Here is a 26668-nt window from a genome sequence, read left to right on the forward strand (position 1 = left end):
ATTTTTAAATAGTAAAAGGGCAGCTAAAGCTGCCCTTTTACTGAATTATTTTGCAACTATATTTACAAGTCTTCCTTTTACTACTATGACTTTTTTTACATCCTTACCTTCTAACAAAGGTTTGATATTTTGACTTGAAAGAGATAATTTCTCTATTTCTTTTTCATTTAAATTTGTAGGAATATTTATCTTGGATCGTATCTTCCCATTTATCTGTATAGCCATTTCAACTTCATCTTTTATAAGAGCATCTGGATTAAATTCAGGCCATTTTTCATTGAATATGGAGTAGTCCATACCTAAATTCTCCCACTGATCTTCTGAAAAATGGGGGGCAAAAGGAGCTAGGATTTTTATAAAATCAAGTATGCTGTCTTTTAACAGGGGTAAATTCTTTTTATCCTCCTGGGTGTATTTTGAAAGAGCATTTGTAAACTCCATAATTCTGGCAATAGCTGTATTGAATTGAAATTTGCCGGCATCTTCCGACACGGATTTTATCGAAAAATTTCTTACATAGTTTAATTCTTTTTCCGCACTGTCCATGGAAGTCTTGCTGTTATCTTTATTTTTAAGTATTTCTTTTATAGAATTTACGAGTCTCTCTATTCTGTCTACAAATCTATCCATGGATTTAATGCCGTCTTCACTCCAGGCACCACCTTCTGCGTAATCAAATCCAAACATCAGATACATTCTAAATACGTCAGAACCGTATTGTTGTATGCAGCTGTCTGGAGATATGGTGTTGCCTTTGGATTTACTCATTTTCTGACCGTCAGGCCCAAGTATTATACCCTGATGTCTTAAAGACAGAAAAGGTTCGTCGAAATTTAGAAATCCCATATCCCTGAGTGCCTTGGTGATAAATCTGGCATATAGAAGGTGCATGCATGCATGTTCCGGACCGCCCACATACATATCCACAGGCAGCATTTTATCTATTGTGTCTTTGTCAAAAGCCTGTTTATCGTTTTTATTGTCTGCATATCTTAAGTAGTACCAGGAAGAGCATACAAAGGTATCAAGAGTGTCAGCCTCTCTCCTGGCAGGACCTCCACAGTGAGGACAGGTTGTATTTATAAATTCTTTTGATTTTAAAAGAGGTGATTTCCCATCAGGAGAAAATTCCACATTATAAGGAAGTCTCACGGGAAGCTCATCTTCTGGTACCGGAACTACTCCACATTTATCACAATATATTATTGGAATAGGAGTTCCCCAATATCTTTGTCTTGATACAAGCCAGTCTCTCAGCCTGTAATTTACTGTGCCAGAACCCATCCCCATTTTCTCCAGTTCTTTAGTTACAGCTTTTTTACCTTCTACAGTGGATAATCCATTGAATTTACCGCTGTTAATCATCTTCCCGTATTCTACATATGGAAGAGAATCTCCTCCCTCTATAACTCTTTCGATAGGAAGCTTATATTTTGTGGCAAATTCATAATCTCTTTCATCGTGAGCTGGAACTGCCATTACGGCACCAGTGCCGTAAGTGTTGAGTACGTAATCTCCTACCCATATGGGAACTTCTCTACCATTTATGGGATTTATGGCGTAGGAACCAGTAAATACACCGGTTTTTTCTCTTGTTATGGATTGCCTTTCAATATCAGTTTGTTTTTTTGCCTGTTCCTTATATTTTTCAACTTCATCTTTATAGACATTTTTAGTTACTTTATCTACTAAATTATTTTCGGGAGATATAACTACATAAGTGACACCAAATAGTGTATCCACCCTGGTAGTAAATACACTGAATTCTAAAGAAGAATCTGCCACCTTAAAAGTTACATTAGTACCTGTGGATTTGCCTATCCAATGCCTTTGCATGGCCTTTGTCTTTGATGGCCAATCTATTATATCCAGATCCTGAAGCAGTTCCTCTGCATAGTCTGTGATTTTGAAAAACCATTGGGTTAAATCCTTTTTAGTTACCTCAGTGCCGCAGCGTTCACAGCAGCCTTCCTTTACCTGTTCATTGGCGAGTACTGTTTTACAGCTGGGACACCAGTTCACAGGTGCATTTTTTCTGTAAGCTAATCCATGTTTGTATAACTGTAAAAATAGCCATTGATTCCATCTGTAGTAATCAGGATGACAGGTAATGACTTCATTTTCCCAGTTGAACATGGCACCCATGGATTTAAGCTGTTTTTCCATGGTTTCAATATTTTTTTCAGTGGAGTCTTTTGGATGAATTCCGGTTTTTATAGCATAGTTCTCAGCGGGAAGGCCAAAGGCGTCAAATCCCATGGGTTGAAATACATTGTATCCTTGCATTCTTTTCAGTCTGGCCCAGGAATCTACAGGAGCATAGTTGAACCAATGACCTGCATGTAGCTGGCTGCCAGATGGATAGGAGAACATCTCCAATACATATAATTTATTATTTAGATTATTTTTATCAAATTTATAGAGCTCTGTTTCTTCCCATTTTTTTTGCCATTTCTTATCAATTTCAACACTATACATAAAATCTTCTCCTTTGCTCATAATTTTATAATTAAACTTTATCATTGATGCACAATTAAAAAAGCCTTTCGTCTCTAGAATTTTAAGAGACGAAAAGCTAAATTTCCGCGGTACCACTCTAATTAAATCAATAAGTTGATTTCCCTTAAAAGATAACGGCTTTTTTACCGTATCTGATTTTTCAGATAAGCTCTTAAGGTGAGTTCATATCATCTTCACGCTGTTTTTCACCTGACAACAGCTCTCTTTAGTGGTATATGAGAATACTACTACTCCTTATTCAAAGCTTTATATTGACTTATTTCACATTTTATAATATTAAGTAATGTTTTGTCAAGAATTAATTTAAAAAATTGTTAAAAAAGAACTCTTTATAAAGAGTTCTTTTTTGGCTGCCCATGCTGGATTCGAACCAACACATGCCTGTTCCAGAGACAGGTGCCTTACCGTTTGGCTAATGGGCACTGTTATGTGAATCTCAACACTAAATATTATATCATCAAAAATTCATATGTCAATAGTATACATACGGAATTTGTATTATTTTAGTCCTTTAGCTAAATATTTGTTTATATAGTTTATAAATAGAGTTAAAAGGTAATCATATATTAAAAATGCTATCTGCCATCCTGCTATAATTATATAAAAGTGAAAATTTATTTTTAAAAGTCCAGGGAAGAACAAACTGTATATTAAAAGTAGTAAAACTGTGCATAAGTTAAAAAAAACCAGCTTAAGTATGATTTCAAAAGGTAATTTTCTCAACTTTTCAATATAATATTTAGTAAATCCGTAGAGACCAAAAAATATTATATAAGCTATTACTGTTATTTTTAATCCGCATATAAGTAAAGATAAAAGCGAAGTGGCAGCATAAACTGTAAAGGCATTTTTCAAATTTGTAATCAGTACAGCCAGGGGGATGAGCAATGAGGATAAAGCCAGTATAAAGCCTTGATTTAAGGGAACTATACTGCTTATATAGATCAGAATAACGCCAATGGTAGTTAAAAGTCCCCCTTTAGCTATATTAGAAGCTGCATTTGTTTTTTCTGCCATTTTAAAATCACCTCGTCAATTCGTTAATTATTAGCAACCGCCGCAATCTCCACCACCGCAAAGACAATCCAGACAGTATAGGGTAGCACAGATGTTGCATATATCAGGATCTCTTCTCTGGTTTCCATAATAGGGCTGTCTGTAGGAACTGTTCATTCCAGATAATCTATTTAAGGCACTTTGGTATTTAAAATTATTTGGGTCTAACCTGCAGGCAGTACTCAGGTTGTTATAGGCATCATTATACCAGCCTTTTCTCATATTTAAGATTCCCATAAGATAGTTCCATTCAGCATCTCTTGTACCCATTCTTAAAAGTTCCGATTCAGCATCTCTAAAATTACCGCTGTTGATATTATTCTCTACAGATTGATACATGGCAGAGCCATTTCCGCTGTAGGAATTATCGCCTGTATTCTCATAGCTGTTGTTTGGATTATTTTTCATCAGATAGTCGTAAGCTTCATTTATTTCTCTCATTTTACTTTCGGCTAAATCCCTTAATGGATTATTGTCATATTGATCGGGATGATATTTTTTAGCCAGATTTCTGTAAGCCTTTTTTATTTCCTCTTTTGAAGCATTTTCTTTTACTTCAAGTACTTCATATGGATTTTTCATCTTTGTAAACGCCCCTTCTAAAAACTTTATCCATTTTATCTAAAAGTCCATATTGTATTATATTGTAAAGTAATTCTTCATTTCTTTTTATAGGAAGTGCCTTAAAAGCATTCATGCATTGTGCGGCACAGGTGCCTAAAATAAAATCTATTCTCGTTTCTATACGTTTTGAAAATTCTTCGAAACGTAGATTTTCGCTATTGAAGCAGTGATTTATAGCATTGAATTTTCCATGGCTCATATCTGTATTTAAATCGTCCAATGCATCGATAATATATATCCATTTTCCAAGATTATACCCGAGAAAATAAAGATCATTTTTGACGGTATCTTTTTTAGAGGAACTTAATATAAAACCGGTGAGCTCTCCAAAGGGATGAGCCAGGAGATCTATGGATCTGTTTTCCAGATTTTTTTCTAGCTTGTATAAATTTTGAAGTTTGTCGTTTATAATCTGAAAATTTTTCTTGAAATCTTCAGGCATAGAACTCAGGTAGCTTCTTAAATAAGAAGACAGTATCTTGCTCTTTATAGACATATCGTCATTTGTGTCATCTAGAAGTTTGAAATAGGTAAGAGATATATTGCAAAAAGCTGCATATTTTAAAGAAGTATTATCCTTTAAAATGATTTTTTTCTTCATAGGATGAAGAACACATCTTTTTTTAGTATAAATTTGTCTACCGTCTTCCAGAGAATCTAAAAGTATTGCTAGAAAAGTCATGTCATAATTCAAAAAAATCCTGGGAATATTTCCAATGTTATGTTTAATAGATCTGCATAATCCGCAGTAATATGCTTTGAATTTTTCATAGTCTTTTATTTTAAGTTCCATTTTATAAGGAGTTACATAACCAAACATATATTCACCTATTTAGTATTAAAGTATTTTGTAGCATTTAAAATTGTGTATCCTTGTGCAGTATTTCATATATAGTTTTGGAAGTGGTGTCTTTTATGGAATATCCCAGTAAATCAACTATTTCAACAAGCTCGCTGTCATTTTTGGCCTCTATTTCTACATAGGCAAATGAACAGAATGATTTATCGTTTATGTCTATTTCAATTAAGCTATCTTTGTATTTATAGCTTTCCCTATATTTGTTTATTGATTGCAGTAATTTTAATCCAAGGGATTCAAAAATCTTTTTACCAGCTTTCCAGTCTGATATTTCTGTTTCATTTTCTTCCATTACTTTATATTTTTTCTGACTTAAAAGTTTTTTTGTAGTCATATAAAAATGATTGGAATTATGTATTAAATCCTCCACTATCCTTATTCGAGCATAACCTCTGCCTTTTATCAATTTTCTGTCTTCAAAGTCGTATATGTAATTTGTCTGATTTTCCATTTTAACTTTTAAAGCTGCGGCATTGCTCAGCCTCAAGCGTATATTATCGGGTTCTATTTTTATTATTCTTGTTTCACACTCTTTTATATAAGCTCACCTCCTGGTGCTGCAGATTGCTACTATTTGAATTATACCATAAAAATCAATCGTCAAAAATTAATTATATGAAAATTAAGGGCATTATGAGTATAAAAAATCAGGAGACTTTCTTAGATCTATGGAAGGTCTCCCAAATATTCATATATATGTGGTTTTATGCTAGAGAATTTTCCGAACCCAGTACATTTTCTATTTTGTCTTCCACCACTTTTTGTACAGCATCTCTTCCAGCGCCCAGATATTTTCTAGGATCAAAAATTTTTGGGCTGTCACCGAAAGTTTTTCTTACAGCAGCAGTCATGGCCAATCTTAAATCCGTATCCACATTTATTTTGCAGACTGCCATGGAAGAAGCTTTTCTGAGCATATCTACTGGAATTCCCTTGGCACCACTTAAGTCTCCACCATATTTATTGCAGGTTGCCACAGCATTTTGATCTACAGATGAAGCTCCATGCAGAACTATGGGGAAATTAGGCAGCTTGTTTTGAACTTCCTCCAGTATGTCAAATCTTAACTTAGGTTTAAAATTTGGCGGAAATTTATATGCCCCGTGAGAAGTACCTATGGCTATAGCCAGGGAGTCCACGCCTGTTTTATCTACAAAATCAGCTGCCTGATCTGGATCCGTATACGTGTGTTTTGATGCAGACACGTCATCTTCAACTCCTGCCAGAATGCCAAGTTCTGCTTCTACTACCACGCCGTACTCATGGGCGTATTTCACGACTTCTTTAGTTTTTGATATATTTTCTTCATAATCCAAATGCGATCCGTCAAACATCACCGATGTAAAACCTGTTTCCACACATAGTTTTACAGTTTCAAAATCAGGGCCATGATCCAGATGGAGGGCAAGGTCAATTCCGGTTTCTTCTATGGCGGCATCCACCATGGCTTTTAAGTATTTTGGACCTGCATATTTTAATGCACCTGCGGAGCACTGTAAAATAACAGCAGAATTTTTAGCTTTTGCTCCATTTACCACACCTTGAATTATCTCCATGTTGTTGATGTTGAAAGCACCTATTGAATATTTACCATCGTATGCCTTCTTGAACATATTCTTAGTAGTAACTAATGCCATTTAATATTCCACCTTTCAATAATAAAATATTTTATGTCAAAAAATTATATTTGTTGTTTATTCACCTTATATTATAAACTATTAATTGTTGTTTTTCATAGTGACATTGTAGTCTTTGAAGAAAATTATTTGCAGTATTTAACATAAAACTGTTATTTATCTGTAAAAATTAGAGTAGATTTTGAATATTTAACCGCTGCATTTCAAGTATATGTTCCAGTGAATTCTGTATTATGTTTGTAGAGGACAGGGATTCCTCCGAATTTTTATGAAGTATATAGTTCATGAGTTTATAGGATTCATTATTAATATCTTCCATTTCATCATGATCTGAAAAAATAGACAGTTTTGGAGAATATTTTTTCCACTCCACCATAAAATCCTGAGAACTTTTATAAGCTTCATTCCAGGAGTTTAATTGGATTGATTTTTCTATCTGCATACTTGAATTTTGCAATCTTGTGCATATGGAATTTAGATAATTTATTGAAAATATTATACAAAAAATCATCAGCACAAATATGGAAAAAGATATTATTGTACTTTTCATGTAATCACGTCCTATTCATTTTTTTCTTTTAACTGGCAATAAAATTTCCCTTTTGAATCCAGCATGGCCACGAGAACGTCTTTTGCAGAAGATATGCTGTTTTTTTTCATCATCTGGTTTAACCAGGTTTCATCTTTTTTTGCTGTAATTAAATTTTTAAAATTTATTTTGCCGTCTAATATGAGGGTTATAGGTAAACCTTCCTGGGCTGGTTTTATCTTTAAATCCTGTTTAGTTGCGGGAGAAAGTTCTGTTTTGGGTATGACAGAAAGCTGACCGCTGGTCTCAAGTATAGCATATTCTATATCTGATAGATTGTAATATCCCTGCATTCTTAATTCTTCCATTAAATTATTTATGTTAAATTTTTCATCTGTTAGTTTCTGTAAATCTAATTTGCCTTTATTGATCAATATACTTGGTTTGCCGCTGAAAATAAGCCTCATTTTTTCACTCTTAAGCTGCAGAAGTCCTAGTAGAGTTTGAAGGGTCAAAAGAGTTATTATAGGGATTATACCGTGTGTTATAGATATTCTTGTGTCCTGCATGGGAAGAGATGCCAATTCAGATATCATTATTGCCACGGCTAATTCAAAGGGTTCCATTTCTCCTATTTGTTTTTTACCCATAAGTCTCATGGATACTACCACCAGTAAATATAATATAATTGTTCTAATAAGTACTGTAAACATAAAATACCACATCACCTTTCAGGTTGAATACTTTTAAATTCTTTACTTACTTATATTCTTACATTAATATAAAAAAATATGAGTAAAATGAGAACATTTCCAGGCAAATATGAAGTATAATAGTAATGACACTAAATTGAGGGGATGAAGTTATGGATGAACTGGCTACTGACTTGAGGTATAGAAATACCAATACTTTGAGAAGCAGAGAAGAGAATATGTTAAACCTTAAATTGGGATTTAAAAGTATTAAAGTAGAATATAATACCATTTTATATAAAATATTTAAGGACAATTATGAACCGCCGGATATACCTACAGTACTGGCTAAAGTAAATGGAGAATATTTTGAGTTTACAAGTCCGTTAAAGGAATCTGGAAGTTTTCAAATTGTAGATATAAGAGATGCTTTGGGAAACAAAACCTATGTGAGAACTCTTCAATTTGTACTGATTAAGTCTGTATACGATTTGTTCCCTAAAGCTAAAGTAACTATAGAGCACTCTTTGAGCAAGGGGATATTTGGAGAAATCCATAAAGATACTCCACTTTCGGAAAAAGATATAAAAAAGATAAAAAATAGAATGAAGGATATAATAAAATTGGACATACCTATAAGAAAGATAAGTGTGGACAGGAAAGAAGCTATAGAGATCTTCAAAAGCTATAATATGGAGGATAAGGTCAGGCTTTTAAATCATGTAAATACAGAAGAAGTGAAATTATATGAATTAGATGGAAGATATGATTATTTTTATGGTTCCATGGCTTTTTCCACTGGAGTACTGAAAACATTTGATCTCATGTATTATAAACCTGGATTTATATTGAGGTATCCTGTGGAGTCAGATCCCTATCATCTTCCTGAGTTTGTGGAATATAGGAAATTGAGTAAAATATTTTACGAAACGGAACAGTGGGGAAATATACTGGATGTAGGAGATGTAGGCTCCCTGAATAACAAGGTGGAAAATGGAGAAATTGTGGATATTATAAGAGTGGCAGAAGCTCTTCATGAAAAGAAAATAGCGAATATAGCGGATATGATAAATGACAGAAAAGAGGTAAAAATTGTCTTGATTGCAGGCCCTACTTCTTCGGGAAAAACCACTTTTGCAAAGAGACTGGCAGTTCAGTTAAGAGTAAATGGAATAAAACCTGTTCCTATATCTCTAGATGATTATTTTGTAGATAGAGAGCATACTCCTAGGGATGAGAATGGAAATTATGATTTTGAATCTATATATTCACTGGATTTGGAGCTTTTCAACTATCATCTGGAAGCTCTTATGAGAGGTAAAGAGATTGAAATTCCAGTATTTAATTTTAAAAAAGGAGCCAGGGAGTGGGTTGGCAGAAAAATAAGGCTTCCAGATAATGGCGTAATTGTAATTGAGGGCATACATGGTTTAAATGAAGTTCTCACCCAATCTATACCTAGAAAATATAAGTTTAAAATATATATAAGTGCTCTTACTCAGTTGAATGTAGACGATCATAATAGGATAGCAACCACTGATGTGAGAATTATAAGAAGGATGGTGAGAGATTACCTTTTTAGAGGATATAATGGTGAAGATACTTTGAAGATGTGGCCTTCTGTAAAAAGAGGAGAGGAAAAAAATATTTTTGTGTTTCAGGAAAATGCAGATGTTATGTTTAATTCAACGTTGGTATATGAACTCTGTATATTGAAAAACTATGCCCTTGAGCAGCTGGAAAAAATAAAGAGTTCAAGTCCAGTATATTATGAAGCTTTGAGGCTTAAAAGTTTTCTCCACTTTTTTAAAGACGTGGACAAAAAATTTGTTCCATCCAATTCCATTTTACGGGAATTTATAGGAGGAAGCGAATTCGAAGATTAGAAGTTTGATTTTAACAGTTCACCGTTACGTGTGAACTGTTAGTTATTTTTAAACTCATGTCCATAATTAGTTGAAAATTATAAGCATAATCAATATAATTATTATTGAAGGAAATGTTTAAATTTAATATATTTTGTCTATGAGGTGAAAAAATTGGATGAAGCCGACTTGAAAAAGTTACTGGAAGATGTTAGAGAGCAGAAAGTGAATGTGGATGAGGGCGTGAAGATATTAAAGGATTTACCCTTTAAGGATCTGGGATATGCTATGATAGACAATCACAGGGAAATAAGGGTTGGATATCCTGAAGTCATATATTGTGCAGGGAAAACCGTGGATCAGGTAAAGGGAATTGTAGAATTTATGCTTACAAAGGGAAACAATATATTGGGAACGAGGGCAGACGAGGAGATGTACAGAGCAGTAAGAGAACTTTGTCCCTATGCAAAATATAACAAGGCGGGCAGAACTATAACCATAAGGAAAAAGGAACAGAAGGAAACGGATTCCTATATTGCAATAGTGACTGCAGGTACATCTGATATTCCTGTGGCAGAAGAGGCATTTGAAACTGCCAGAATATTTGATAATAAGGTAAAAAAGGTCTTTGATGCAGGGGTAGCTGGGATACACAGGCTGTTTAATAAGATGGACATTATAAGACAGGCAAAAGTAGTTATAGTGATTGCAGGAATGGAGGGAGCACTTGCGAGTGTGGTAGGAGGGCTTGTAGATAAGCCGGTTATTGCAGTGCCTACAAGCGTAGGATATGGAGCAAATTTTGGAGGTATAACAGCGCTTCTTTCCATGCTCAACAGCTGTGCCAGCGGAGTGAGTGTAGTAAATATCGACAATGGTTTTGGAGCAGGTTACCTTGCAAGTATTATAAATAAACTGTAATATGAAATGCTTTTTCATATGTAGACATTTTTCTACATGTTGTGATAAAATTAAAGATAAATCGTGTCTGAATAATTTAGATTTATTAAAATAGTTTTTAAATGTATATTCAAATTTTTATACGGCAAAATTAATTTATGGGAAGTGGACTAAATATGGATGATTCGGTAATAGCGTATATAGACAAGACAGTTGTGAGGATAAAGGGCGTTAATGTGAAGGGACTCAAGCCTTTTGAACTTGAGAAAAAACTTTCAGAATTTATACAGAGAGGGATAAGGGTCATAGGGGTAACAGGGGAATCCATAGAAATGGATGTTTATAATGTAGATCCTGAAGCCATATTAAAAGATGAAAGTGGAATAATAAAGGCAATTTCTACAGTGGAGGGGATTACAGCTACAGAACTTACTAAAATTGATTCCGCAAAAAAGATAGTTGAAGTGAATATAGATAATATTCCCAAAGGGCAGCAGTATGGATGCCAGAAGGAAAGGTGGAATAATATTGATAAATAATGTTGTTATTATACCAACAGGGAATGAAGTTTTAAGCGGAGTTGTAACCGATACAAATAGTCCGGCAATAATGCAGTTGATTTTGGAACAATATCCTGGGTGCAGGGTTATACGTTTAAAGCCAGTATCTGATAATGAGAATGAAATAATAGAGCAGCTTGAGGAATGTATTCATGAAAATGTAGATTTGGTAATTTTCATAGGAGGATCCGGAGGAGGGCACAGGTATGTATCTACTTTGGCCAAAGATTTTACTCATAGTGCTATAGAAAAGTATATAAGCGAATACAAGTACAAAGAGATATATGGCAAAAATGGTCATATGTGGTCTAAGCTTGTTGCGGCAAGGCAAGGTAATACGCTGGTAGTAAATGTGCCGGGACCCTATGTAGAGGCTGTTGAAGCAGCTAAGGCCTGTATGAAATGTTTGGCTGAAAACGAAAAAGATTTGAATGTTATAGTTGACAGAATATCCAGTGCAGTTTTATCAAAATACCCTAAAAATTAGATTGGTGTTGATAAGATAATGAAAAGCTTTGAATTTTTGCAAGTAAATGATACATTTATAGATATTATTAACTCGCTGAATGAGGGAGTGAATGTTGTAGATAAACAGGGGGATCTTATTTTTGTCAATGAAATGTCTGCGCAGTACGTAAATTCCACGCCTGAAAACATGGTTGGTGATCATATATCTAAATACTATCCTCAGGCTGCACTGCTGGAAGTAATAGATGAAAAGACTACGGTATTTTATGGAAAAGTAAATCACGCTAATGGAAGAAAGTATATGGTAAAAGCAAAACCTATATTTGTAGATGGGGAATTAGAGGGTGGATTTGCAATATTTTCTGATATTACTGAAATGGAAAATTTAAATGATAAAATAAGATGTCTCAGACACAAGATCTCATTAAAAAGTAAAAAAGATGCATTTTCAAATATTATAGGCTCTGATTCAAGTTTGAGTTCAACTATTGAAAAAGCCAGGAAAACTGTTGGAGCTCTTGGAGGACCGAGGCACTGCATTATAACCGGTGAGTCTGGTACGGGAAAAACCCTTCTGGCAAGATGTATTTACTACTATGCCAAGGAAATAGGAGTAATAAAATCAGATGCCCCCTTTATTGAAATAAATTGTGCTCAGTTTACCAATAAGGATATTGCAGCTATGGAGATATTTGGATGCAGTGAGGGTTCTTTTACTGGTTCAAAAGACAAAAAAGGATTGTTTGAAATGGCAAATGGGGGTATTTTATTTTTGGATGAAGCCCATGCATTAGATAATTATCAGAATCTTCTGCTTAAAGCTATAGAATCGGGAACTATAAGGCGCATTGGAGGAAGCCGTGATATACCTATAAATGTCATAGTAATAGCAGCTTCTACAAAAAATTTAGAAGAAGTACTACTGCCGGAATTATATCAAAGGCTTGGTCAGTATGATTTGTACCTGCCGCCTTTAAGGGAAAGGTCAATTGATGATAAAATTCAAATACTTATTGAATTTATAAATAGATATGAGGCAAATGTTTATGATAAATACAATATAAATTTAAATGTGATGTTTTCAGATGAAGCCAAAAAAATATTGCTGAATGGATATTATCCTAGAAATATAAGACAATTCAGGGACATAGTCAATCAGAGTATAGACTGCGCTGCACCCCTTATAAGCAATGTCAAAGATTCTAATTTGAACATTTTAGTGGATGTACAGCATCTGCCTGTTGATTCCATTTGTACTTCTGAAAATGATAAGAGTAGAAATCCTGATGACAAGTTAAAAAGTGATCCTGAAGTAGTAGATAATATTATTTTGGAATTGAGAAAAAAGGGTCTTGGGCCCAGGAAGATAGCTAAAGTGCTCAATAAAAAAGGTATAGATATCAAGTATTATCAGGTTGCATATAGATTGAAGCAAAAAGGTTCTTAAATGCTGTGTTGTAGGGCTATTGCAAATAAACTCATACAAAAATATTGCATAGAAAATGCACTTTGATTAAGCTTGTTAAACTCTCTCATTGTGCATTTTTTGGTTTTTAGAATATTTCTTTGTGTAAATTTATTATTTTATAACAGTTTTTTGAAATATTAATATTTCTGCAGAGTCAGTATACCTACACATATGCCTCCAATTACAGCCATGATTACTAAAAACAATAACCCTGTTACATAACTGCCGCTTAGAGCGATAAAATACCCCATTATTGATGGAGCAAGAGCAGAACCTCCATTGGCAACTCCATTGGTTATACCGGCACCGGCTCCAACTGCTTTACCTGGTACAATTTGTTGCAGCAAAGACCATATGGCAGTGGAAGCAATCGCCAGTGAACCTATGGCTATTGTTAAAAGTATGGCAGCAATTATGTTGGATTCAGCATACGCTGCGCCAAATATGCAAATTGCCACTATTACCATTGCTAAAAGAGGGAAAGGAGCTCTTCTTCCAACCTTGTCTGAAATACGTCCACTTATTATAAGTAATATAGCTCCCAGTATATATGGGGAAGATGACCATGCTCCCATAGATGCCCAGGAAAATCCTCTGGCTGTTTTTAGGTATGAAGGAAGCCATGTCATAGTTCCCCACCATATACAGCATTGGCATGTATAATATATTGTAACGAGCCAAAAATGATAATCCTTTATAAATGATTTTATGCTAGTTTTTATTGTAACATTTCCCTGTTTATTTTCTTCTGCTTCTTCAGCTTTTAATCCAGTTTCAATCCAATCTAATTCTTCCTTGTTTACTTTTTTACTTTGACCTGGATGATCTGTAGTAAAAAACCATACTAAAAGCAGAGGTATTAAACTTACAACGGCTAACAGGTAAAAAGATGTTTTCCAGGGTGTCCTAGATAAGAGCCAGGTAAAAAAAGGAGTGCCGATTGCAGGACCAATAAATAGACCTAATATCCATATACTATTGGCTTTAGCCCTTTCCTGAGGCGGAAACCAGTTTTTTACAAACTTACTCTGCATTGGCCAGTGTAGACCTTCTCCTAGACCTAATACAACACGTGTTAGAAGCAGTACTCCAAATGCAGTTGCCAGACCTCCTAAAACCATGGAAATTCCCCACATAGCTAATGATAGGCACATTGCTTTTCTGGGACCTATATAATCTCCAACTGGACCGAGTACTGCATTGGATATGCCATAAGCTATTAGAAAGAATGTCATTAATAATCCCTGCTGCAAAGGTTTTCCTGAGATGCCCATGGCATTTAGAAATTGAGGATCAACAATTAGTACAGATACATTAATACGATCTATAAAAGCCACTAAGAGTGTTATAAATAGTATAAAGGCAATAAAGTATCTTTGTCGGGTTTGTTTATGTCCTGAATCCAATGGCTGGTTATTATTGGTTATGGTGTTTGAACCATTCATAAAATATCCTCCTTCAATATTAAAAATATTTTTTTAACCATTCCACAATTAAGGATTGTATTATATGATGTTTGTTTATATATATATGATCTATTCCTTTTAATTTGTGGAAAACTTTTTCACCCTTGTACCTTTTATATAGTTCTTCTGAACCTGAAATTGGTACGGCGCAATCTTCAGTTCCATGTATGATAAGCAGAGGAGTCGAATAAGTATCTGTGACTTCTAAAGGTTTATAATTTCCATGAAGCATGTCTGCAACAAAAATACCATCATCTAACGTAAAAGCTTTATTGAAGAAATTAGAAATCGTTTTTCCTGAAACCGCTTTATCCCACAATTCTTTTCCAAATATACCTTCTGCACTAAATGTTTCAACAGGATGTACTACTGAAGAAAGAGCCATTCGTCCTTTAATTGCATCATCCTTTGGATAGGATAGTGCAATAAGACCTCCTAAACTATGGCCGCATAGTATAATGGGAGAACCAGAAAATTCCGGACTGTTTTTTACCCAACTTACTATGGTATCTAAGTCCTGCTGCCATCCCGATATGGTGGTATCTTTTGAGAACTCCCCGTAGCTTTCACCTGAACCTGCAAAATCAAAGCGTATTGCAATATATCCTGCGGCTTCTATGCCTTTGGCCAGGTTTAATATAAGTTGATTGGGACCTATTTTATCACCGGTAAAGCCATGGCAAAGGATTACAATAGGTGTTCCATCAGCCTTTTCTCTGTAATTGTGAACCATTACAGACAGTTCCTTTCTACCTTTTATGAAAAAGTGTTTTTTTAAGATGTTTTTCAAATTATTACCCCCTTGTGTAAATTTTAATAATCCATTGTGTAATTTTGACACGATCTTGTGTAATTTTAATACATGTATATTCTTCAGCATATAGTGTGCCAAAAATTTTTATATTTGGAAGTAAGATTTCTGAACGAATTCAAAATAGTGAGTGTTCAGAATAATTTGGCTGAAAGTCAGATTTTTATAAAAGAGTTTTCATGTTAGTTTGTTGTTATAGAGTGTTGTAATTACAACATCTTAACTTAGTAAGGTTTTTTGACTTTTAAGATCCTTTTATATTTATAATGGTTATTTTGCTTAATGAATTATATAAAAATGAAAGTGGTGAGCAAAATTGATTTAATTGGCATTAAAATTGCTTAAATATAAGGATGTTGAAATGTAATTTCTATTTAGATTTTAGAAGGGGGTTAATGATGAGTAATAATATTATTGAAATTAGATGGCATGGAAGAGGAGGACAAGGTGCTAAAACAGCATCTTTGCTTTTGGCCGAAGCTGCATTTAAAACAGGCAAATATGTTCAGGGATTTCCTGAGTATGGCCCGGAAAGAATGGGAGCACCTATAACTGCGTATAACAGAGTTAGTGATTTGCCTATTAAAATACACAGCAATATTTACAAACCGGATTATGTAGTAGTAGTAGATGAAACTCTCATAAATAGTGTAAAGGTTACAGCTGGCTTAAAGGATTCCGGTGCGGTAGTGATAAATACATCGAGAAAACCTGAGGAAATAAAGTCATATTTTAATGACTTTAAAGGAGATATATATACTATTGATGCCAGAAAGATTTCTGAGGAAGAACTTGGCAAGAATTTCCCTAATACACCTATGTTAGGGGCTATAGTTAAAATTTCTAAAGTCATGGATGAAGATGATTTCATAAAGAATATGGAAGGTTCCTTCAAACATAAATTTGCCACTAAACCTCAGGTAATAAACGGCAATATGGCCGCATTGAAAAGATCTCTAAAGGAGGTACAAAAAATATGAGTGATAAAAATTACTATTCTACAGAATGCAAATGGCAGGATACAACCCCTGGAGGAATAATTATCGATACGGGAAATGCTTGTGAATTTAAAACCGGAGACTGGAGAACTACAAAACCAATATGGAATAGTGAAAAATGTAAAAATTGTTTTTTATGCTGGGCTTTCTGTCCGGACATGTCTATAATAGTTGAAAATGAGAAGATAAAAGGTATTGATTATGACCACTGCAAAGGATGCGGCTTATGTGCTGCCCAATGTAAATTTGATGCCATACAATTGGTTGAGGAATAACTAAGAAAGGGTGATGAATATGGCAAAAAGAGTAAGTTTAAGCGGTAATGAAGCTGTTGCAACCGCAATGAGGCAAATTGAACCGGATGTAGTAGCAGCATATCCTATAACTCCATCTACAGAAGTTCCACAGTATTTTTCCCAATTTGTAAACAATGGACAGGTTAAGACAGAATTTATACCGGTAGAATCAGAGCACAGTGCAATGAGTGCATGTATAGGTGCTTCAGCAGCTGGTGCGAGAGTGATGACTGCAACATCTTCAAATGGACTTGCATATATGTGGGAGCCACTTTATATTGCTGCATCATTGAGAAGGCCAATAGTCATGGCAGCAGTTAACAGGGCACTGTCAGGGCCTATTAACATACACAATGATCACAGTGATTCTATGGGTGCGAGAGATTCGGGTTGGCTTCAGATATATAGTGAAAATGTACAAGAAGCATATGACAATTTCATACAGGCAGTTAGAATTTCAGAGAATGCGGATGTAAGACTACCGGTAATGGTATGTTATGATGGGTTTATAACAAGTCACGGGATTGAAAACATGGTGCTTCTTGAAGAAGAAGAAGTGAAAAAATTTGTAGGAGAACACAAGGATGACTATTTCCTTCTTGGGGATACGCCTATTGCACTAGGAACATTTGATGGAAACCAGTATTATTTTGAACACAAAAGGCTTCAGGCTCAAGGAATGATAAATGCAAAAAAAGTTATTCTTGAAATTGCGGCTGAATATGAAAAAATTACAGGAAGAGAGTACAATTTCTTTGAAAAATACAAAATGGATGATGCGGAAATTGCAGTAGTTGTCATTGGATCCTCGGCAGGCACTTCAAAAGTAGTAGTAGATGAACTGAGAGAAAAGGGAATAAAGGCAGGACTTATTAAAATCAGGGTATTCAGACCTTTCCCGGCACCTGAAATAGCTGAGGCACTTAAGAATGTGAAAGCACTGGCTGTTTTAGATAAAACGGATTCATTTGCCACTACAGGGGGACCTCTTTTCAAAGAAGTAAGGAGTGCCGTATATGGGATTGGAGACAATAAAGTTGTAAAAAGTTATATTTATGGATTAGGCGGAAGAGATGTAACCGTAGACAGCATTAAGGAAGTTTACGCAGGGCTTCGAGAAGATCTAACTACAGGGAAATATGAAATTTACAACTATCTGGGCGTTAGAGAATAGGAGGAGATAAAATGGCAGTAAATTTAAAAGAATTATCAAAAAAAGCGGACAGAATAACTGCAGGACATAGGATGTGTGCTGGATGTGGTGCACCAATAGTGGCAAAATGGGTGCTTAAGGCATTGAAGAGTGAAGATAAGGCAGTTATTGCAAATGCCACTGGATGTATGGAGGTTTCGACGTGTTTGTATCCTTATGTTGCCTGGAAAGATTCTTACATTCACTCTGCATTTGAAAATGCAGGAGCTACTATAAGTGGTGTTGAGACTGCGTATAATTCTCTGAAAAAGCAGGGTAAAGTAAAAGATAATTATAAATTTATAACTTTTGGAGGAGATGGAGGAACTTATGATATAGGCCTTCAATCACTTTCTGCTACTATGGAAAGGGGACATGATGTTGTATATGTCTGCTATGATAATGGAGCGTATATGAATACTGGAATTCAGAGATCCTCTGCTACTCCTTTTGGTGCAAGTACTACTACTTCTCCCCAGGGAAAAGCAGTTCCAGGAAAGCAGCAGTATAGAAAAGACTTGACCAGTGTAATAGCTGCACATCATATTCCCTATGCAGCTCAGACGGTTGCTTCAAAATGGAAGGACCTTTATGAAAAATCCGAAAAGGGAATTTATACAAAAGGACCTGCATTTATAAATGTACTTACACCTTGCGCAAGAGGCTGGAGATGTGATACTCAAAAAGAACTTCAGATAGTTGATTTGGCTGTGGAAACTTGTTTTTGGCCGCTGTATGAGATAATTGACGGTAAATATATATTAAATTACAAACCTAAGAAAAAACTTCCCATAACTGAATGGTTAAAACCACAGGGGAGATTTAAACATCTTTTTAAACCTGGAAATGAATATATGATAGATGCAATTCAAAAAGAAGTAGATAAAAATTGGGAGGAACTTCTCAAAAAATGTAATTTATAGCTGAGTTTTTAAATTTTGGGAGGAAGTTATATGCCAGATTTTTAAAATATTTAATAATAGTGTTATAATTATAACAATTAATGTAATAGAATCTAACAAAATACTATCTGTTAATTATGAATATATAGATGTTTTATTGATTTTAGTACCTAATGTATGTTATAAAAAATGAAAACATAAACATTATTGAAAGTTTACACAGTTGGCATTAAACTTGCTCCTATTTTTAATGTGTGTAGGTATAATTAAATGTTATTTAAGTTGAGGAGATGAGAATTATGAAATTGATGCATACTAAGCTTCCAGAGTTTATTGAAAAGATGAAGAGGGCTGTTGTTAAAAATACTCCGGATAAAACCATTGAAATCAGAGGTCTTGAAAATTTAAAATGTGCAAAAATGCAGTCTCTTAGAACAGGAAGAATCGAGCTTTCAGTAGAGGAACTTGCAAAAAGAGAAGATGTTCAAAAAGTTGAGCTCATTGTCATACCAAGAGTTCCTGAAACTATGCACACTGTTATTGTCAAAGGAATTGACAAAGATGGAAAAGCCAAAAAAGCAATTTTGGAGGTTATCAATATTATACATCCTACTGAAGAGGTGGAAACTGCAGATTGTGAAGAAGTAGAAGACAGAAGGCCACCTTTGGGGAAACATTAAGGGGGAATAATCATGAAAAAGCTGTTATATAGAATGATAAAACAGGGTCTTGTCAAAGACATTTTAATTCCTTTGAATATAGTATTTGTAGATAAAAAGGATATTGAAAATTCAGGGATTGAAATAGATCAGGCAATTAAAAAGATAGCTCAGCAAATAAAGGGACCAGCTGGTATAAATGTTTTTGATATGGATGCCTGCACTACCAGCAGCGATGGTATTGTGCTGGACAGTGCTATAATTAAAATGGCTGCATCGGATAATGGAAAAATCCATAGGGAATTTGGAATGCTTCCAATGGAAGAAATGAAAGTTACAGATCAGTTGATATCTGAAGAACCACATCTTGCCCAGTGGAAAAAATATTACAACGGCAGAAAGCTTTTCAGAGGGCCTGATCCTGCAAAAAAGATGATACCTGTGCATAACGCAGTTATGACAGGCAGGGCTGTTAACAATAATTCTGCCACTGAGATGATGAATGTAGTTACTATGGAAGAGATATTACTGCCTATTTTTGGACAGCTTCAGATAATGAAGGATCAGGATGTCCTTATAGGATACACAGGAGAATTTATATCCGTAGGAATTGGAATGACTGTTGCTGAAAAATATGGCAGAGTATTTCCTACAAGACAATTCAAGGCAGGAGATACAGCTCATGGTTCAGGTGAGTACGCAAAAACTCTTAAAAAACATATTCCTTGTATAGTAGCTCCTAAACAAATTATTGCCAAATATACTATCGATGCATTGGAAGCTGGTATGATTCCGGGAAAACATATTGGATGTTCTCCAGTAGTTTTGACAATTGCCAGATATTTAGGCGCTGATATAGATTTTGACAATATTACTGAAAAAGCCCAGGCAGAACTGGCAAGTGTGGGAATTACCTTTGACTCTCTAAAAGCTCCGGTTAAAAAGCTGTCTGAAGAAGAAATTATAGCAAAAGCAGATGATATTGTACCGGGTGTGGAGAAACCGGTAAGAATAAATAGCACTGAATTTGTTATGAAAAAAACTCTCGAAGTATAATTTTTTAGGTTAAATAGTTGTGTATAATATAAATGATCTTACTACTTTTATGGTGAAAACTATAACTGAAGAGTCCTATCCTATAATTATATGTGGAATATGTGATAAAAATAAAAGACAGGAAAGTTTGGATAATCTTCTAGAGCTGAAAAAAATAAAATTCAACGGGTTAAAAGATCCATTTTTTATTGATTATAGATTGGCTGAAAAGGTGAAAACCATATCGACTGATTATATAAAGGCTTTGGGTGTAAGTATTGTTATTGGCGGTGTTCATCAGTCTACTGGTGGAATAATTGGATCACCTAAAAGTAATATAACTTCTTCAGATAAAGATATAGAGCTCCTGGATGGTGGATTAGTTGTTGTTTCAATACCTGGAGGACCTGGATTTATAGTTAAAAGTGATGAAATTACAGCTAAAAAGATATATAGAGAATCTATGCTAAAAGATAAATCAGTTATTAATAGAGTACTTAGTATATTATCTAATATCATAAAATATGATGTAAATCTGGGACTTATCATTACAGATGGATGTGGCCCAAACAGCAGAGGAAGTGCAGTGACTATAGAAAATGACAGAATATGTATGAGAATATTATAGGGTAAAATTGATATGACTATGAAAGTAAATTTACATGACAGGTGCTTTCATAGTCATTTTTTAGGGAGGGTAAAATATGAGAATTGCTTATTTTCAATGTACTGCCGGAATAAGCGGAGATATGATTTTAGGGGCATTGGTGGATGCAGGATTAAAACTGGACACTTTAAAAGAGGAGCTTATGAAACTTAAAGTACCTTTTGATCTAAAATCAAGGCATGTATTGAAAAATGGAATAGGAGGTACAAAAGTAGATGTCATTGTAGAGGAAGGGCATGTCCATAGACATCTGAGTCACATTAAAAATATCCTTCAGGAGAGTGAACTCAAGGGAAAAGTTAAGGCGGACATAATAAGGATATTTACAAATCTTGCAGAAGCAGAAGCTAAAGTACATAATACCACTGTGGAGGCTGTACATTTTCACGAGGTGGGTGCAATGGATTCCATAATTGACATATGTGGTGCAGTTATTGGATTGGAACTTTTGAAGATTGAAAAGATATACTGTTCTCCTATACACATAGGGACGGGATTTACAAAGTGTGCTCACGGCATTATACCACTGCCGGCACCTGCTGTAGTTCAGCTGCTTCATGGTATAAAAATATATTCGAAAGGGATAGAAAAAGAACTGGTTACCCCTACAGGTGCTGCTGTTATCTCGACTCTCTGTGATAACTTTGGAGAGATGCCTTCTATGAATATAGAAAGCTGTGGTTATGGGGCAGGGGATAGGGAGCTTGAAATACCTAATCTGCTTAGAATTTGTATAGGGAATTTGGAAGACAGCAAAAATAGAAATTTTGTAAAAGAAGGAGAGGCAGTAAAAGTAGAAGTCAATATAGATGATATGAATCCCCAGTTCTATGAATACATATCTCAAAAGCTGTTTTCTGCAGGAGCGAGGGATGTATACTTGCAGACAGCTTTTATGAAAAAGAATAGAATTGGAAGCATACTATGTGTCAATGCTGGCGGTGAGGATTTAGATAGAATTTTAAAAATCATATTTGAGGAGACTACTACTATTGGAGTAAAAGTGTTCAATTTTCATAAATACATGCTTCCCTATAAAGTAAAGAAAATAAATACAGAGTTGGGGGAGTTTTCTGTAAAAGTAGCGTTTTATGGCAGTAAAATTTCAAATATATCTCCTGAGTATGAAGAATGTTGTGAAAGGGCAGAGGAGTATGATATGCCTATTAAAAAGGTATATGATATAGTAAAACAGACTGCTGCCAGGCAAAATATTATATAATTTTTCCCAAATATCCCGGGTAATATACCCCGGGATATTAATTTTTTTTGAATTTTATAGTGTTCTAAAAGCTCATTTAAATTATTCTTTATTTTTATGGATTTAGCACCTCAATTTTTATAAGTAATATAAGTATATTTATAATAATGTATCAGTCAAGTGTGCTTATAGCATATATGAATTTTTAGCATATAGATTATTTAATTAATTAATTGTTATGTATAAAGTTAAAGTAAGAGGTTAGGGACAGGAGTGAAGACAAATGAAGGATAAGGAATCGATTAATGGGCAGGAAGTGGGCCGTAGAATTCGCGGGAAGAGAGAAGAACTAAATCTAACAAGAGAAAAATTTGCTGAAATGGTAGATCTCTCTACACTTTATATAGGGCAATTAGAACGGGGAGAAAGGCAGATGAGTCTTACAGCTTTAGTGAGAATAGCAAATTGTCTTCACGTTACCACTGATTATTTAATATATGGGGAACAGAAAGACAATGGTAAAAATATTCTGATTAGGGAAAATTTAAGAAAGTACAAGCTGTCCGGCACTGAGGACAATTCCGTATTGTATGAACTCCTTGGAAGGTGTTCCAAGAGAGAACTGGATTTAATAGAAAATATGGTGAAATTGATTTTACCTTATATCAGATAAATGATTTTTTAAAGGTTCAATTTAAAATGTATAGTGAAGAGTTAATGGTAAATGAAGATTTTCGGCTGATGTCGAAAATCCGTCAATACTATGGACTCTTCGTTTTTAATTTAATATGAACTTTAGATGTTTAAATGTAGTTTGAGCATTTAAGTTTTTGACCCAAAAATGGAGTGATGACAAATAAATGCAGTATGATAAAATGAAATCAAGACGGAGTGATAAAATTGGCAGATGATAAAATAAAATGGCATCCGGCATTTGCAGCGGCAATACAGCTGGAACTAAAAGAATATAAAGATGATTTGGAATTTATAACAGAGTATCAATTGACGGATGAGCCCTTGAGAATAGATGTACTTGTTATAAAGAAACTTAAAGATATACAGATAAATAAACTTATAGGGAAAATATTCAGAAAGTATAATATACTGGAATATAAGTCACCCACGGATTATATATCAATAAATGACTATTATAAAGTGAAGGCATATGCTTATTTATATAAGGCACTGTCGGAGGAAACTAACGGTGTAGATATAGATGAAATTACAATTACACTGACTTCAAGCAAATATTCCCAGAAACTGATGGATTATTTGAAAAACAAACAGGGTGTCGTAGTGGAGACTGTAGACAATGGTATATATCATATAAAAAATACAGACATAGAGACACAGCTTATAGTATCGAAAAAATTGAAGGATGATGATGCAAAATATCTAAAATTGCTTCAAACTCAGCAGCAGGATAAGAACCTGATGGAGAACTGAATGGCAGAATACATAAAGTGATTCTTAGGTTAAGGTGGAGTTTGCTGATAAGGAATACTTTTCTCCACCTGAACCTTAGAAGAACTTGTCCAGGCGCGTAGCAGTGCTTATCTCCCATCTTTTAGAAGTTGGGAGTATTAGCAATGGTAGCGATCGGATAAAAAATGTAAAAAACCCATTATATGCAGTGATAATGGATGTATTGGCAAGAGTAAATCCCAATAGAGTAATGGAGGTGTATAAGAATATGGGGAAAATAGAATTGAATGAAGACAATAGGGTATTTTTGATGGATATGCTGAAGAAATTTGAAATTGATAAAAAACTTAAGCAGGAAGGAAAAGAAGAGGGAAGAGAAGAAGGCAGAGAAGAAAAGGTAGAACTGCTTATTAAGCAGCTGAGGAAAAAGCTCAATGGATTGCCAAAGAATTATGAAGACAAAATAAAAACTCTCTCTAATGATAAAATTGAATCTATTGGTGTGGATATATTTGATATAGAAAAGGTAGAGGATCTGAAGAGATATTTTTAGTGAATTTAGTTTAGATTTTATAGTGAAGAGTTAATGGTAAAGGAAGATTTTTGACTGGTGTCGAAAATCAGCTAAAGCTATTAACTCTTGATTTTTAATTTTGAATAATAAAATATTATAGAATAAAACTTAAAAGATAGCTAAAAAGATGGTAACCCTGACAAATATTGTAAATGACATAACTTCTGATTTTTTATATATGGGAATGCCAATTGAATAATTATAGAAGCACTCTTTACCACTGAAATGATTGATAAAGGGTGCTTTTTAGAGAAATTTTTAATATTTGAGATAATTTAAGGATTTTCCATGATGTTATTGAAGTTAGAATGTTTATGGAATAGAATAGTGATGTATATAAATGAACTTTGATTTAGTCTAAAACAATTATAGCTTGTAAGGAGGGTTCTAATGAAGAGAGTTATTTTATTTTGTTTAGTTATAGGTTTGCTTTTTAGTGGATGCAGTTCTGGTAATAAAAGCAGCAGCAAGTCTATCAGCATAAATGGGCCAAGCACCGATACTGTATTTATTATGGGTGGAAAGATTGCAACGGATGACAGCATAGATGTGAGTTCAAATATTACCGGAAAAGTTGTGGAAGTGTCTGCAGATCTGGGTAAAAAAGTGAAAGCCGGGGATGTAGTAGCCAGACTGGATACCACAGAACTTCAGAGTAAAGTAGATGAAGCGCAATCGGCAGTAAGTACTGCACAGACTGGCCTGTCTAATGCTCAGAGTAGTAAAAATTCAAATTCTTCTGATATCAGCGGATATCAATCTCAGCTTTCCCAGGCTCAATCGCAGTTGAAAGCTTCTCAGGAAGCACTGGATGCTGCTGTTATTAAAGCACCTATTTCAGGTACGGTGAGTTCGAGAAATGCAAATATAGGGGATACGATAACTGAAGGCGAATCGATTATCTCAATAGTTAACACGGATAATTTATATGTAAATGCATATGCTCCAGCTCGTATCTTAAATCAGATTAATGTTGGACAAAGTGTAGCTGTAAAAATACCTGATATATCAGATGACGAGTTTTCGGGAAGGATAGCCGTCATAAATTCAAAACTGGATCCCAGAAGTTCAGATGTGCTTGTGAAAGTAACTTTAAATAATAAAAATAAACTTTTAAAACCGGGTATGTTTGCAGAAGTTGGATTGCAGTAATAGAAGAGGTGGGTTGATATGAAATTTAATATAATTTCTGTTATAAAAGAAAATCGAAAAAAGATGATTTTAGGGATCTTAATAGCTGCTGCAGTAATAGCGGTGAGCTTGATATCACATTATGTGTATGAACATACCTACTATGTCTTCACTGACGATGCAAAAGTTACTGCGGATTTGATCAATGTAAGCCCGCAAATTCGTGGGAAATTGCTGGAATTTGATGGAGATGAAGGCGATAGGGTTGTGAAGGATCAGATAATAGCCCGTCAGGATTCGGGAAATCTTCCTGATTCAAATGTAGATCAATCTCTCATAAGAGCACCTATCGATGGCCTGATTGTAAAGAAGCAGGCAAATGTTGGAGACAACTTGTCTCCAGATAAAACCATAGCACTTCTGGCTGATCCAAATAGCTATTACATAATCGCCAATGTAGAGGGTACAGAAACCAGAAGACTGCAGTATGGACAGAAGGTGGATATATCCATAGATGAATATGGATCAAAAAAATTTACAGGTAAAGTCCAGTCCATAGGGAAGATGTCTCAGGACGCACTGAAGTCTGATTCCTATTCGAAGGATGGAAAATATAAAAAAACAGTTCAAAAAGTGCCTGTAAAAATCAAGTTTGACAGCTCGAGCAACTTGAAAGATAAGTTTACCATAGGCGACAATGCATCGGTAAAAATTCGTGTTGTAAATAATAAATAAAAATTCAGGTATATGATCAATAGTTATCATATACCTCAATTTTTTTATTTAAAGAAGTAGTTGAATTTGTCGGTAACTTATAAAAATATCACACATATTTTTAAATGTAATTATATGATAACATAGTACGGCAATATAAAATAAGTGATATTAAAACTCATTGAGTTTTATATTTTATTCTAAAGATTTATAACATAAATTGTTGACATTTGTAATATTATTGAGTATAATACTGTTAATGAAAAAAATAAAGAATACAATACGATAATATAGTACAAAAATTTATTTGATAAATTCATTCTGTAAATATCTATATTAATTAGAGTAAATTAGAAAAATATTTATTTTTTAGAACTTATGAAAACGATATGCTATGTTGCATTTCATCAATTCTAAAT

The 26668-nt window shown here is 34.3% G+C and carries 28 protein-coding genes, 1 tRNA gene and 1 other annotated feature; of the genes, 18 read left to right on the top strand and 11 right to left on the bottom strand.

Features of this window, described 5'->3' with window-relative positions:
* Window positions 1-45: 45 nt before the first annotated feature.
* The 9 genes from leuS to J5G60_RS05225 form a co-directional block, all read right to left on the bottom strand.
* Window positions 46-2478 carry a leucine--tRNA ligase gene (gene leuS / locus J5G60_RS05185; RefSeq protein ID WP_150356976.1) on the bottom strand — a complete coding sequence of 811 codons (2433 nt, stop codon included), beginning with the start codon at window positions 2476-2478 and terminating at the stop codon, window positions 46-48.
* Window positions 2479-2560: 82 nt separating this feature from the next.
* Window positions 2561-2771, bottom strand: a binding site (T-box leader).
* Window positions 2772-2867: 96 nt separating this feature from the next.
* A tRNA-Gln gene (locus tag J5G60_RS05190) sits at window positions 2868-2942 on the bottom strand.
* A 76-nt stretch (window positions 2943-3018) separates the two neighbouring features.
* Window positions 3019-3537, bottom strand: a complete 519-nt coding sequence (locus J5G60_RS05195; protein WP_150356977.1) for a hypothetical protein — start codon at window positions 3535-3537, stop codon at window positions 3019-3021.
* A gap of 30 nt (window positions 3538-3567) precedes the next feature.
* Window positions 3568-4158: a J domain-containing protein gene (locus tag J5G60_RS05200; protein ID WP_150356978.1), complete on the bottom strand. Its 591-nt coding sequence runs from the start codon at window positions 4156-4158 to the stop codon at window positions 3568-3570.
* Window positions 4142-5020 (bottom strand): DUF5685 family protein, encoded by an 879-nt coding sequence (locus tag J5G60_RS05205; RefSeq protein ID WP_150356979.1) that lies wholly within the window; start codon window positions 5018-5020, stop codon window positions 4142-4144. Before J5G60_RS05205 ends, J5G60_RS05200 begins: the two co-directional genes overlap by 17 nt.
* A 37-nt stretch (window positions 5021-5057) precedes the next feature.
* Entirely contained in the window at window positions 5058-5597 is a 540-nt protein-coding gene (locus J5G60_RS05210; RefSeq protein WP_150356980.1) for a class IV adenylate cyclase, read from the bottom strand.
* Between the two features lie 166 nt (window positions 5598-5763).
* Complete coding sequence (fba, locus tag J5G60_RS05215; RefSeq protein ID WP_150356981.1) at window positions 5764-6696, bottom strand: class II fructose-1,6-bisphosphate aldolase; 933 nt, start codon at window positions 6694-6696, stop codon at window positions 5764-5766.
* 169 nt (window positions 6697-6865) lie between these two features.
* Entirely contained in the window at window positions 6866-7246 is a 381-nt protein-coding gene (locus tag J5G60_RS05220; RefSeq protein WP_150356982.1) for a DUF4363 family protein, read from the bottom strand.
* An 11-nt stretch (window positions 7247-7257) separates the two neighbouring features.
* Window positions 7258-7938: a DUF421 domain-containing protein gene (locus tag J5G60_RS05225; RefSeq protein ID WP_150356983.1), complete on the bottom strand. Its 681-nt coding sequence runs from the start codon at window positions 7936-7938 to the stop codon at window positions 7258-7260.
* A 218-nt stretch (window positions 7939-8156) separates the two neighbouring features.
* Between J5G60_RS05225 and J5G60_RS05230 the strand changes: the two genes are divergently transcribed.
* From J5G60_RS05230 to J5G60_RS05250, 5 genes are all read left to right on the top strand, one after another.
* Window positions 8157-9803 (top strand): nucleoside kinase, encoded by a 1647-nt coding sequence (locus tag J5G60_RS05230; RefSeq protein WP_150357006.1) that lies wholly within the window; start codon window positions 8157-8159, stop codon window positions 9801-9803.
* A 153-nt stretch (window positions 9804-9956) separates the two neighbouring features.
* A complete protein-coding gene (gene larB / locus J5G60_RS05235) occupies window positions 9957-10703 on the top strand; it encodes a nickel pincer cofactor biosynthesis protein LarB (protein WP_150356984.1) in 747 nt (248 codons plus the stop codon).
* A 155-nt stretch (window positions 10704-10858) separates the two neighbouring features.
* Complete coding sequence (locus J5G60_RS05240) at window positions 10859-11221, top strand: hypothetical protein (protein ID WP_150356985.1); 363 nt, start codon at window positions 10859-10861, stop codon at window positions 11219-11221.
* Window positions 11211-11729 (top strand): molybdopterin-binding protein, encoded by a 519-nt coding sequence (locus J5G60_RS05245; RefSeq protein ID WP_150356986.1) that lies wholly within the window; start codon window positions 11211-11213, stop codon window positions 11727-11729. Before J5G60_RS05240 ends, J5G60_RS05245 begins: the two co-directional genes overlap by 11 nt.
* An 18-nt stretch (window positions 11730-11747) precedes the next feature.
* Window positions 11748-13157, top strand: coding sequence for a sigma 54-interacting transcriptional regulator (locus tag J5G60_RS05250; protein WP_150356987.1), 1410 nt, complete (start codon window positions 11748-11750; stop codon window positions 13155-13157).
* A gap of 158 nt (window positions 13158-13315) precedes the next feature.
* On the opposite strand, the gene J5G60_RS05255 is transcribed toward J5G60_RS05250, so the two are convergent.
* Entirely contained in the window at window positions 13316-14623 is a 1308-nt protein-coding gene (locus J5G60_RS05255) for an MFS transporter (RefSeq protein WP_150356988.1), read from the bottom strand.
* Window positions 14624-14642: 19 nt separating this feature from the next.
* The gene (locus J5G60_RS05260; protein ID WP_190972199.1) at window positions 14643-15434 is read right to left on the bottom strand and encodes an alpha/beta hydrolase; all 792 of its coding nucleotides are present in this window, start codon (window positions 15432-15434) and stop codon (window positions 14643-14645) included.
* Window positions 15435-15853: 419 nt separating this feature from the next.
* Between J5G60_RS05260 and J5G60_RS05265 the strand changes: the two genes are divergently transcribed.
* From J5G60_RS05265 to J5G60_RS05325, 13 genes are all read left to right on the top strand, one after another.
* A complete protein-coding gene (locus J5G60_RS05265) occupies window positions 15854-16435 on the top strand; it encodes a 2-oxoacid:acceptor oxidoreductase family protein (RefSeq protein ID WP_150356990.1) in 582 nt (193 codons plus the stop codon).
* On the top strand, window positions 16432-16728 hold the full coding sequence (locus tag J5G60_RS05270) for a 4Fe-4S binding protein (RefSeq protein WP_150356991.1): 297 nt from the start codon (window positions 16432-16434) through the stop codon (window positions 16726-16728). The genes J5G60_RS05265 and J5G60_RS05270 overlap by 4 nt, the downstream gene beginning before the upstream one ends.
* 19 nt (window positions 16729-16747) lie before the next feature.
* Entirely contained in the window at window positions 16748-17923 is a 1176-nt protein-coding gene (gene porA, locus J5G60_RS05275; RefSeq protein ID WP_150356992.1) for a pyruvate ferredoxin oxidoreductase, read from the top strand.
* 11 nt (window positions 17924-17934) lie between these two features.
* Window positions 17935-18864 carry a thiamine pyrophosphate-dependent enzyme gene (locus tag J5G60_RS05280; RefSeq protein ID WP_150356993.1) on the top strand — a complete coding sequence of 310 codons (930 nt, stop codon included), beginning with the start codon at window positions 17935-17937 and terminating at the stop codon, window positions 18862-18864.
* Between the two features lie 278 nt (window positions 18865-19142).
* Window positions 19143-19523: a hypothetical protein gene (locus tag J5G60_RS05285; protein WP_150356994.1), complete on the top strand. Its 381-nt coding sequence runs from the start codon at window positions 19143-19145 to the stop codon at window positions 19521-19523.
* A gap of 12 nt (window positions 19524-19535) precedes the next feature.
* The gene (locus J5G60_RS05290) at window positions 19536-20558 is read left to right on the top strand and encodes a hypothetical protein (RefSeq protein ID WP_150356995.1); all 1023 of its coding nucleotides are present in this window, start codon (window positions 19536-19538) and stop codon (window positions 20556-20558) included.
* Window positions 20559-20577: 19 nt separating this feature from the next.
* Complete coding sequence (locus J5G60_RS05295) at window positions 20578-21165, top strand: hypothetical protein (RefSeq protein ID WP_150356996.1); 588 nt, start codon at window positions 20578-20580, stop codon at window positions 21163-21165.
* A gap of 76 nt (window positions 21166-21241) precedes the next feature.
* On the top strand, window positions 21242-22426 hold the full coding sequence (larC, locus tag J5G60_RS05300) for a nickel pincer cofactor biosynthesis protein LarC (RefSeq protein ID WP_150356997.1): 1185 nt from the start codon (window positions 21242-21244) through the stop codon (window positions 22424-22426).
* Between the two features lie 262 nt (window positions 22427-22688).
* Window positions 22689-23078 (top strand): helix-turn-helix domain-containing protein, encoded by a 390-nt coding sequence (locus tag J5G60_RS05305; protein WP_150356998.1) that lies wholly within the window; start codon window positions 22689-22691, stop codon window positions 23076-23078.
* A 227-nt stretch (window positions 23079-23305) separates the two neighbouring features.
* A complete protein-coding gene (locus J5G60_RS05310) occupies window positions 23306-23851 on the top strand; it encodes a hypothetical protein (protein ID WP_150356999.1) in 546 nt (181 codons plus the stop codon).
* An 85-nt stretch (window positions 23852-23936) separates the two neighbouring features.
* Window positions 23937-24383, top strand: a complete 447-nt coding sequence (locus J5G60_RS18830) for a DUF4351 domain-containing protein (protein ID WP_150357000.1) — start codon at window positions 23937-23939, stop codon at window positions 24381-24383.
* A 411-nt stretch (window positions 24384-24794) separates the two neighbouring features.
* Complete coding sequence (locus J5G60_RS05320) at window positions 24795-25556, top strand: efflux RND transporter periplasmic adaptor subunit (protein ID WP_150357001.1); 762 nt, start codon at window positions 24795-24797, stop codon at window positions 25554-25556.
* An 18-nt stretch (window positions 25557-25574) separates the two neighbouring features.
* On the top strand, window positions 25575-26270 hold the full coding sequence (locus J5G60_RS05325) for an HlyD family secretion protein (protein WP_236035152.1): 696 nt from the start codon (window positions 25575-25577) through the stop codon (window positions 26268-26270).
* Window positions 26271-26668 lie beyond the last annotated feature (398 nt).

It is taken from the genome of Clostridium sp. HV4-5-A1G, assembly GCF_900184915.1.
GTDB classification, from domain to species: domain Bacteria; phylum Bacillota; class Clostridia; order Clostridiales; family Clostridiaceae; genus Clostridium_B; species Clostridium_B aromativorans.

Excerpts from the sequence above, each read along its gene's own strand:
- J5G60_RS05240 (WP_150356985.1), top strand. The coding sequence starts at position 10,859 with ATGGATGATTCGGTAATAGCGTATATAGACAAGACAGTTGTGAGGATA.
- J5G60_RS05225 (WP_150356983.1), bottom strand. The coding sequence starts at position 7,938 with ATGTTTACAGTACTTATTAGAACAATTATATTATATTTACTGGTGGTA.
- J5G60_RS05290 (WP_150356995.1), top strand. The coding sequence starts at position 19,536 with ATGAAAAAGCTGTTATATAGAATGATAAAACAGGGTCTTGTCAAAGAC.
- J5G60_RS05195 (WP_150356977.1), bottom strand. The coding sequence starts at position 3,537 with ATGGCAGAAAAAACAAATGCAGCTTCTAATATAGCTAAAGGGGGACTT.
- J5G60_RS05230 (WP_150357006.1), top strand. The coding sequence starts at position 8,157 with ATGTTAAACCTTAAATTGGGATTTAAAAGTATTAAAGTAGAATATAAT.
- J5G60_RS05265 (WP_150356990.1), top strand. The coding sequence starts at position 15,854 with ATGAGTAATAATATTATTGAAATTAGATGGCATGGAAGAGGAGGACAA.
- J5G60_RS05270 (WP_150356991.1), top strand. The coding sequence starts at position 16,432 with ATGAGTGATAAAAATTACTATTCTACAGAATGCAAATGGCAGGATACA.
- J5G60_RS05200 (WP_150356978.1), bottom strand. The coding sequence starts at position 4,158 with ATGAAAAATCCATATGAAGTACTTGAAGTAAAAGAAAATGCTTCAAAA.
- J5G60_RS05285 (WP_150356994.1), top strand. The coding sequence starts at position 19,143 with ATGAAATTGATGCATACTAAGCTTCCAGAGTTTATTGAAAAGATGAAG.
- J5G60_RS05325 (WP_236035152.1), top strand. The coding sequence starts at position 25,575 with ATGAAATTTAATATAATTTCTGTTATAAAAGAAAATCGAAAAAAGATG.
- J5G60_RS05255 (WP_150356988.1), bottom strand. The coding sequence starts at position 14,623 with ATGAATGGTTCAAACACCATAACCAATAATAACCAGCCATTGGATTCA.
- J5G60_RS05205 (WP_150356979.1), bottom strand. The coding sequence starts at position 5,020 with ATGTTTGGTTATGTAACTCCTTATAAAATGGAACTTAAAATAAAAGAC.
- J5G60_RS05280 (WP_150356993.1), top strand. The coding sequence starts at position 17,935 with ATGGCAGTAAATTTAAAAGAATTATCAAAAAAAGCGGACAGAATAACT.
- fba (WP_150356981.1), bottom strand. The coding sequence starts at position 6,696 with ATGGCATTAGTTACTACTAAGAATATGTTCAAGAAGGCATACGATGGT.
- J5G60_RS05320 (WP_150357001.1), top strand. The coding sequence starts at position 24,795 with ATGAAGAGAGTTATTTTATTTTGTTTAGTTATAGGTTTGCTTTTTAGT.
- larC (WP_150356997.1), top strand. The coding sequence starts at position 21,242 with ATGAGAATTGCTTATTTTCAATGTACTGCCGGAATAAGCGGAGATATG.
- J5G60_RS05220 (WP_150356982.1), bottom strand. The coding sequence starts at position 7,246 with ATGAAAAGTACAATAATATCTTTTTCCATATTTGTGCTGATGATTTTT.
- porA (WP_150356992.1), top strand. The coding sequence starts at position 16,748 with ATGGCAAAAAGAGTAAGTTTAAGCGGTAATGAAGCTGTTGCAACCGCA.
- J5G60_RS05250 (WP_150356987.1), top strand. The coding sequence starts at position 11,748 with ATGAAAAGCTTTGAATTTTTGCAAGTAAATGATACATTTATAGATATT.
- J5G60_RS05305 (WP_150356998.1), top strand. The coding sequence starts at position 22,689 with ATGAAGGATAAGGAATCGATTAATGGGCAGGAAGTGGGCCGTAGAATT.
- leuS (WP_150356976.1), bottom strand. The coding sequence starts at position 2,478 with ATGTATAGTGTTGAAATTGATAAGAAATGGCAAAAAAAATGGGAAGAA.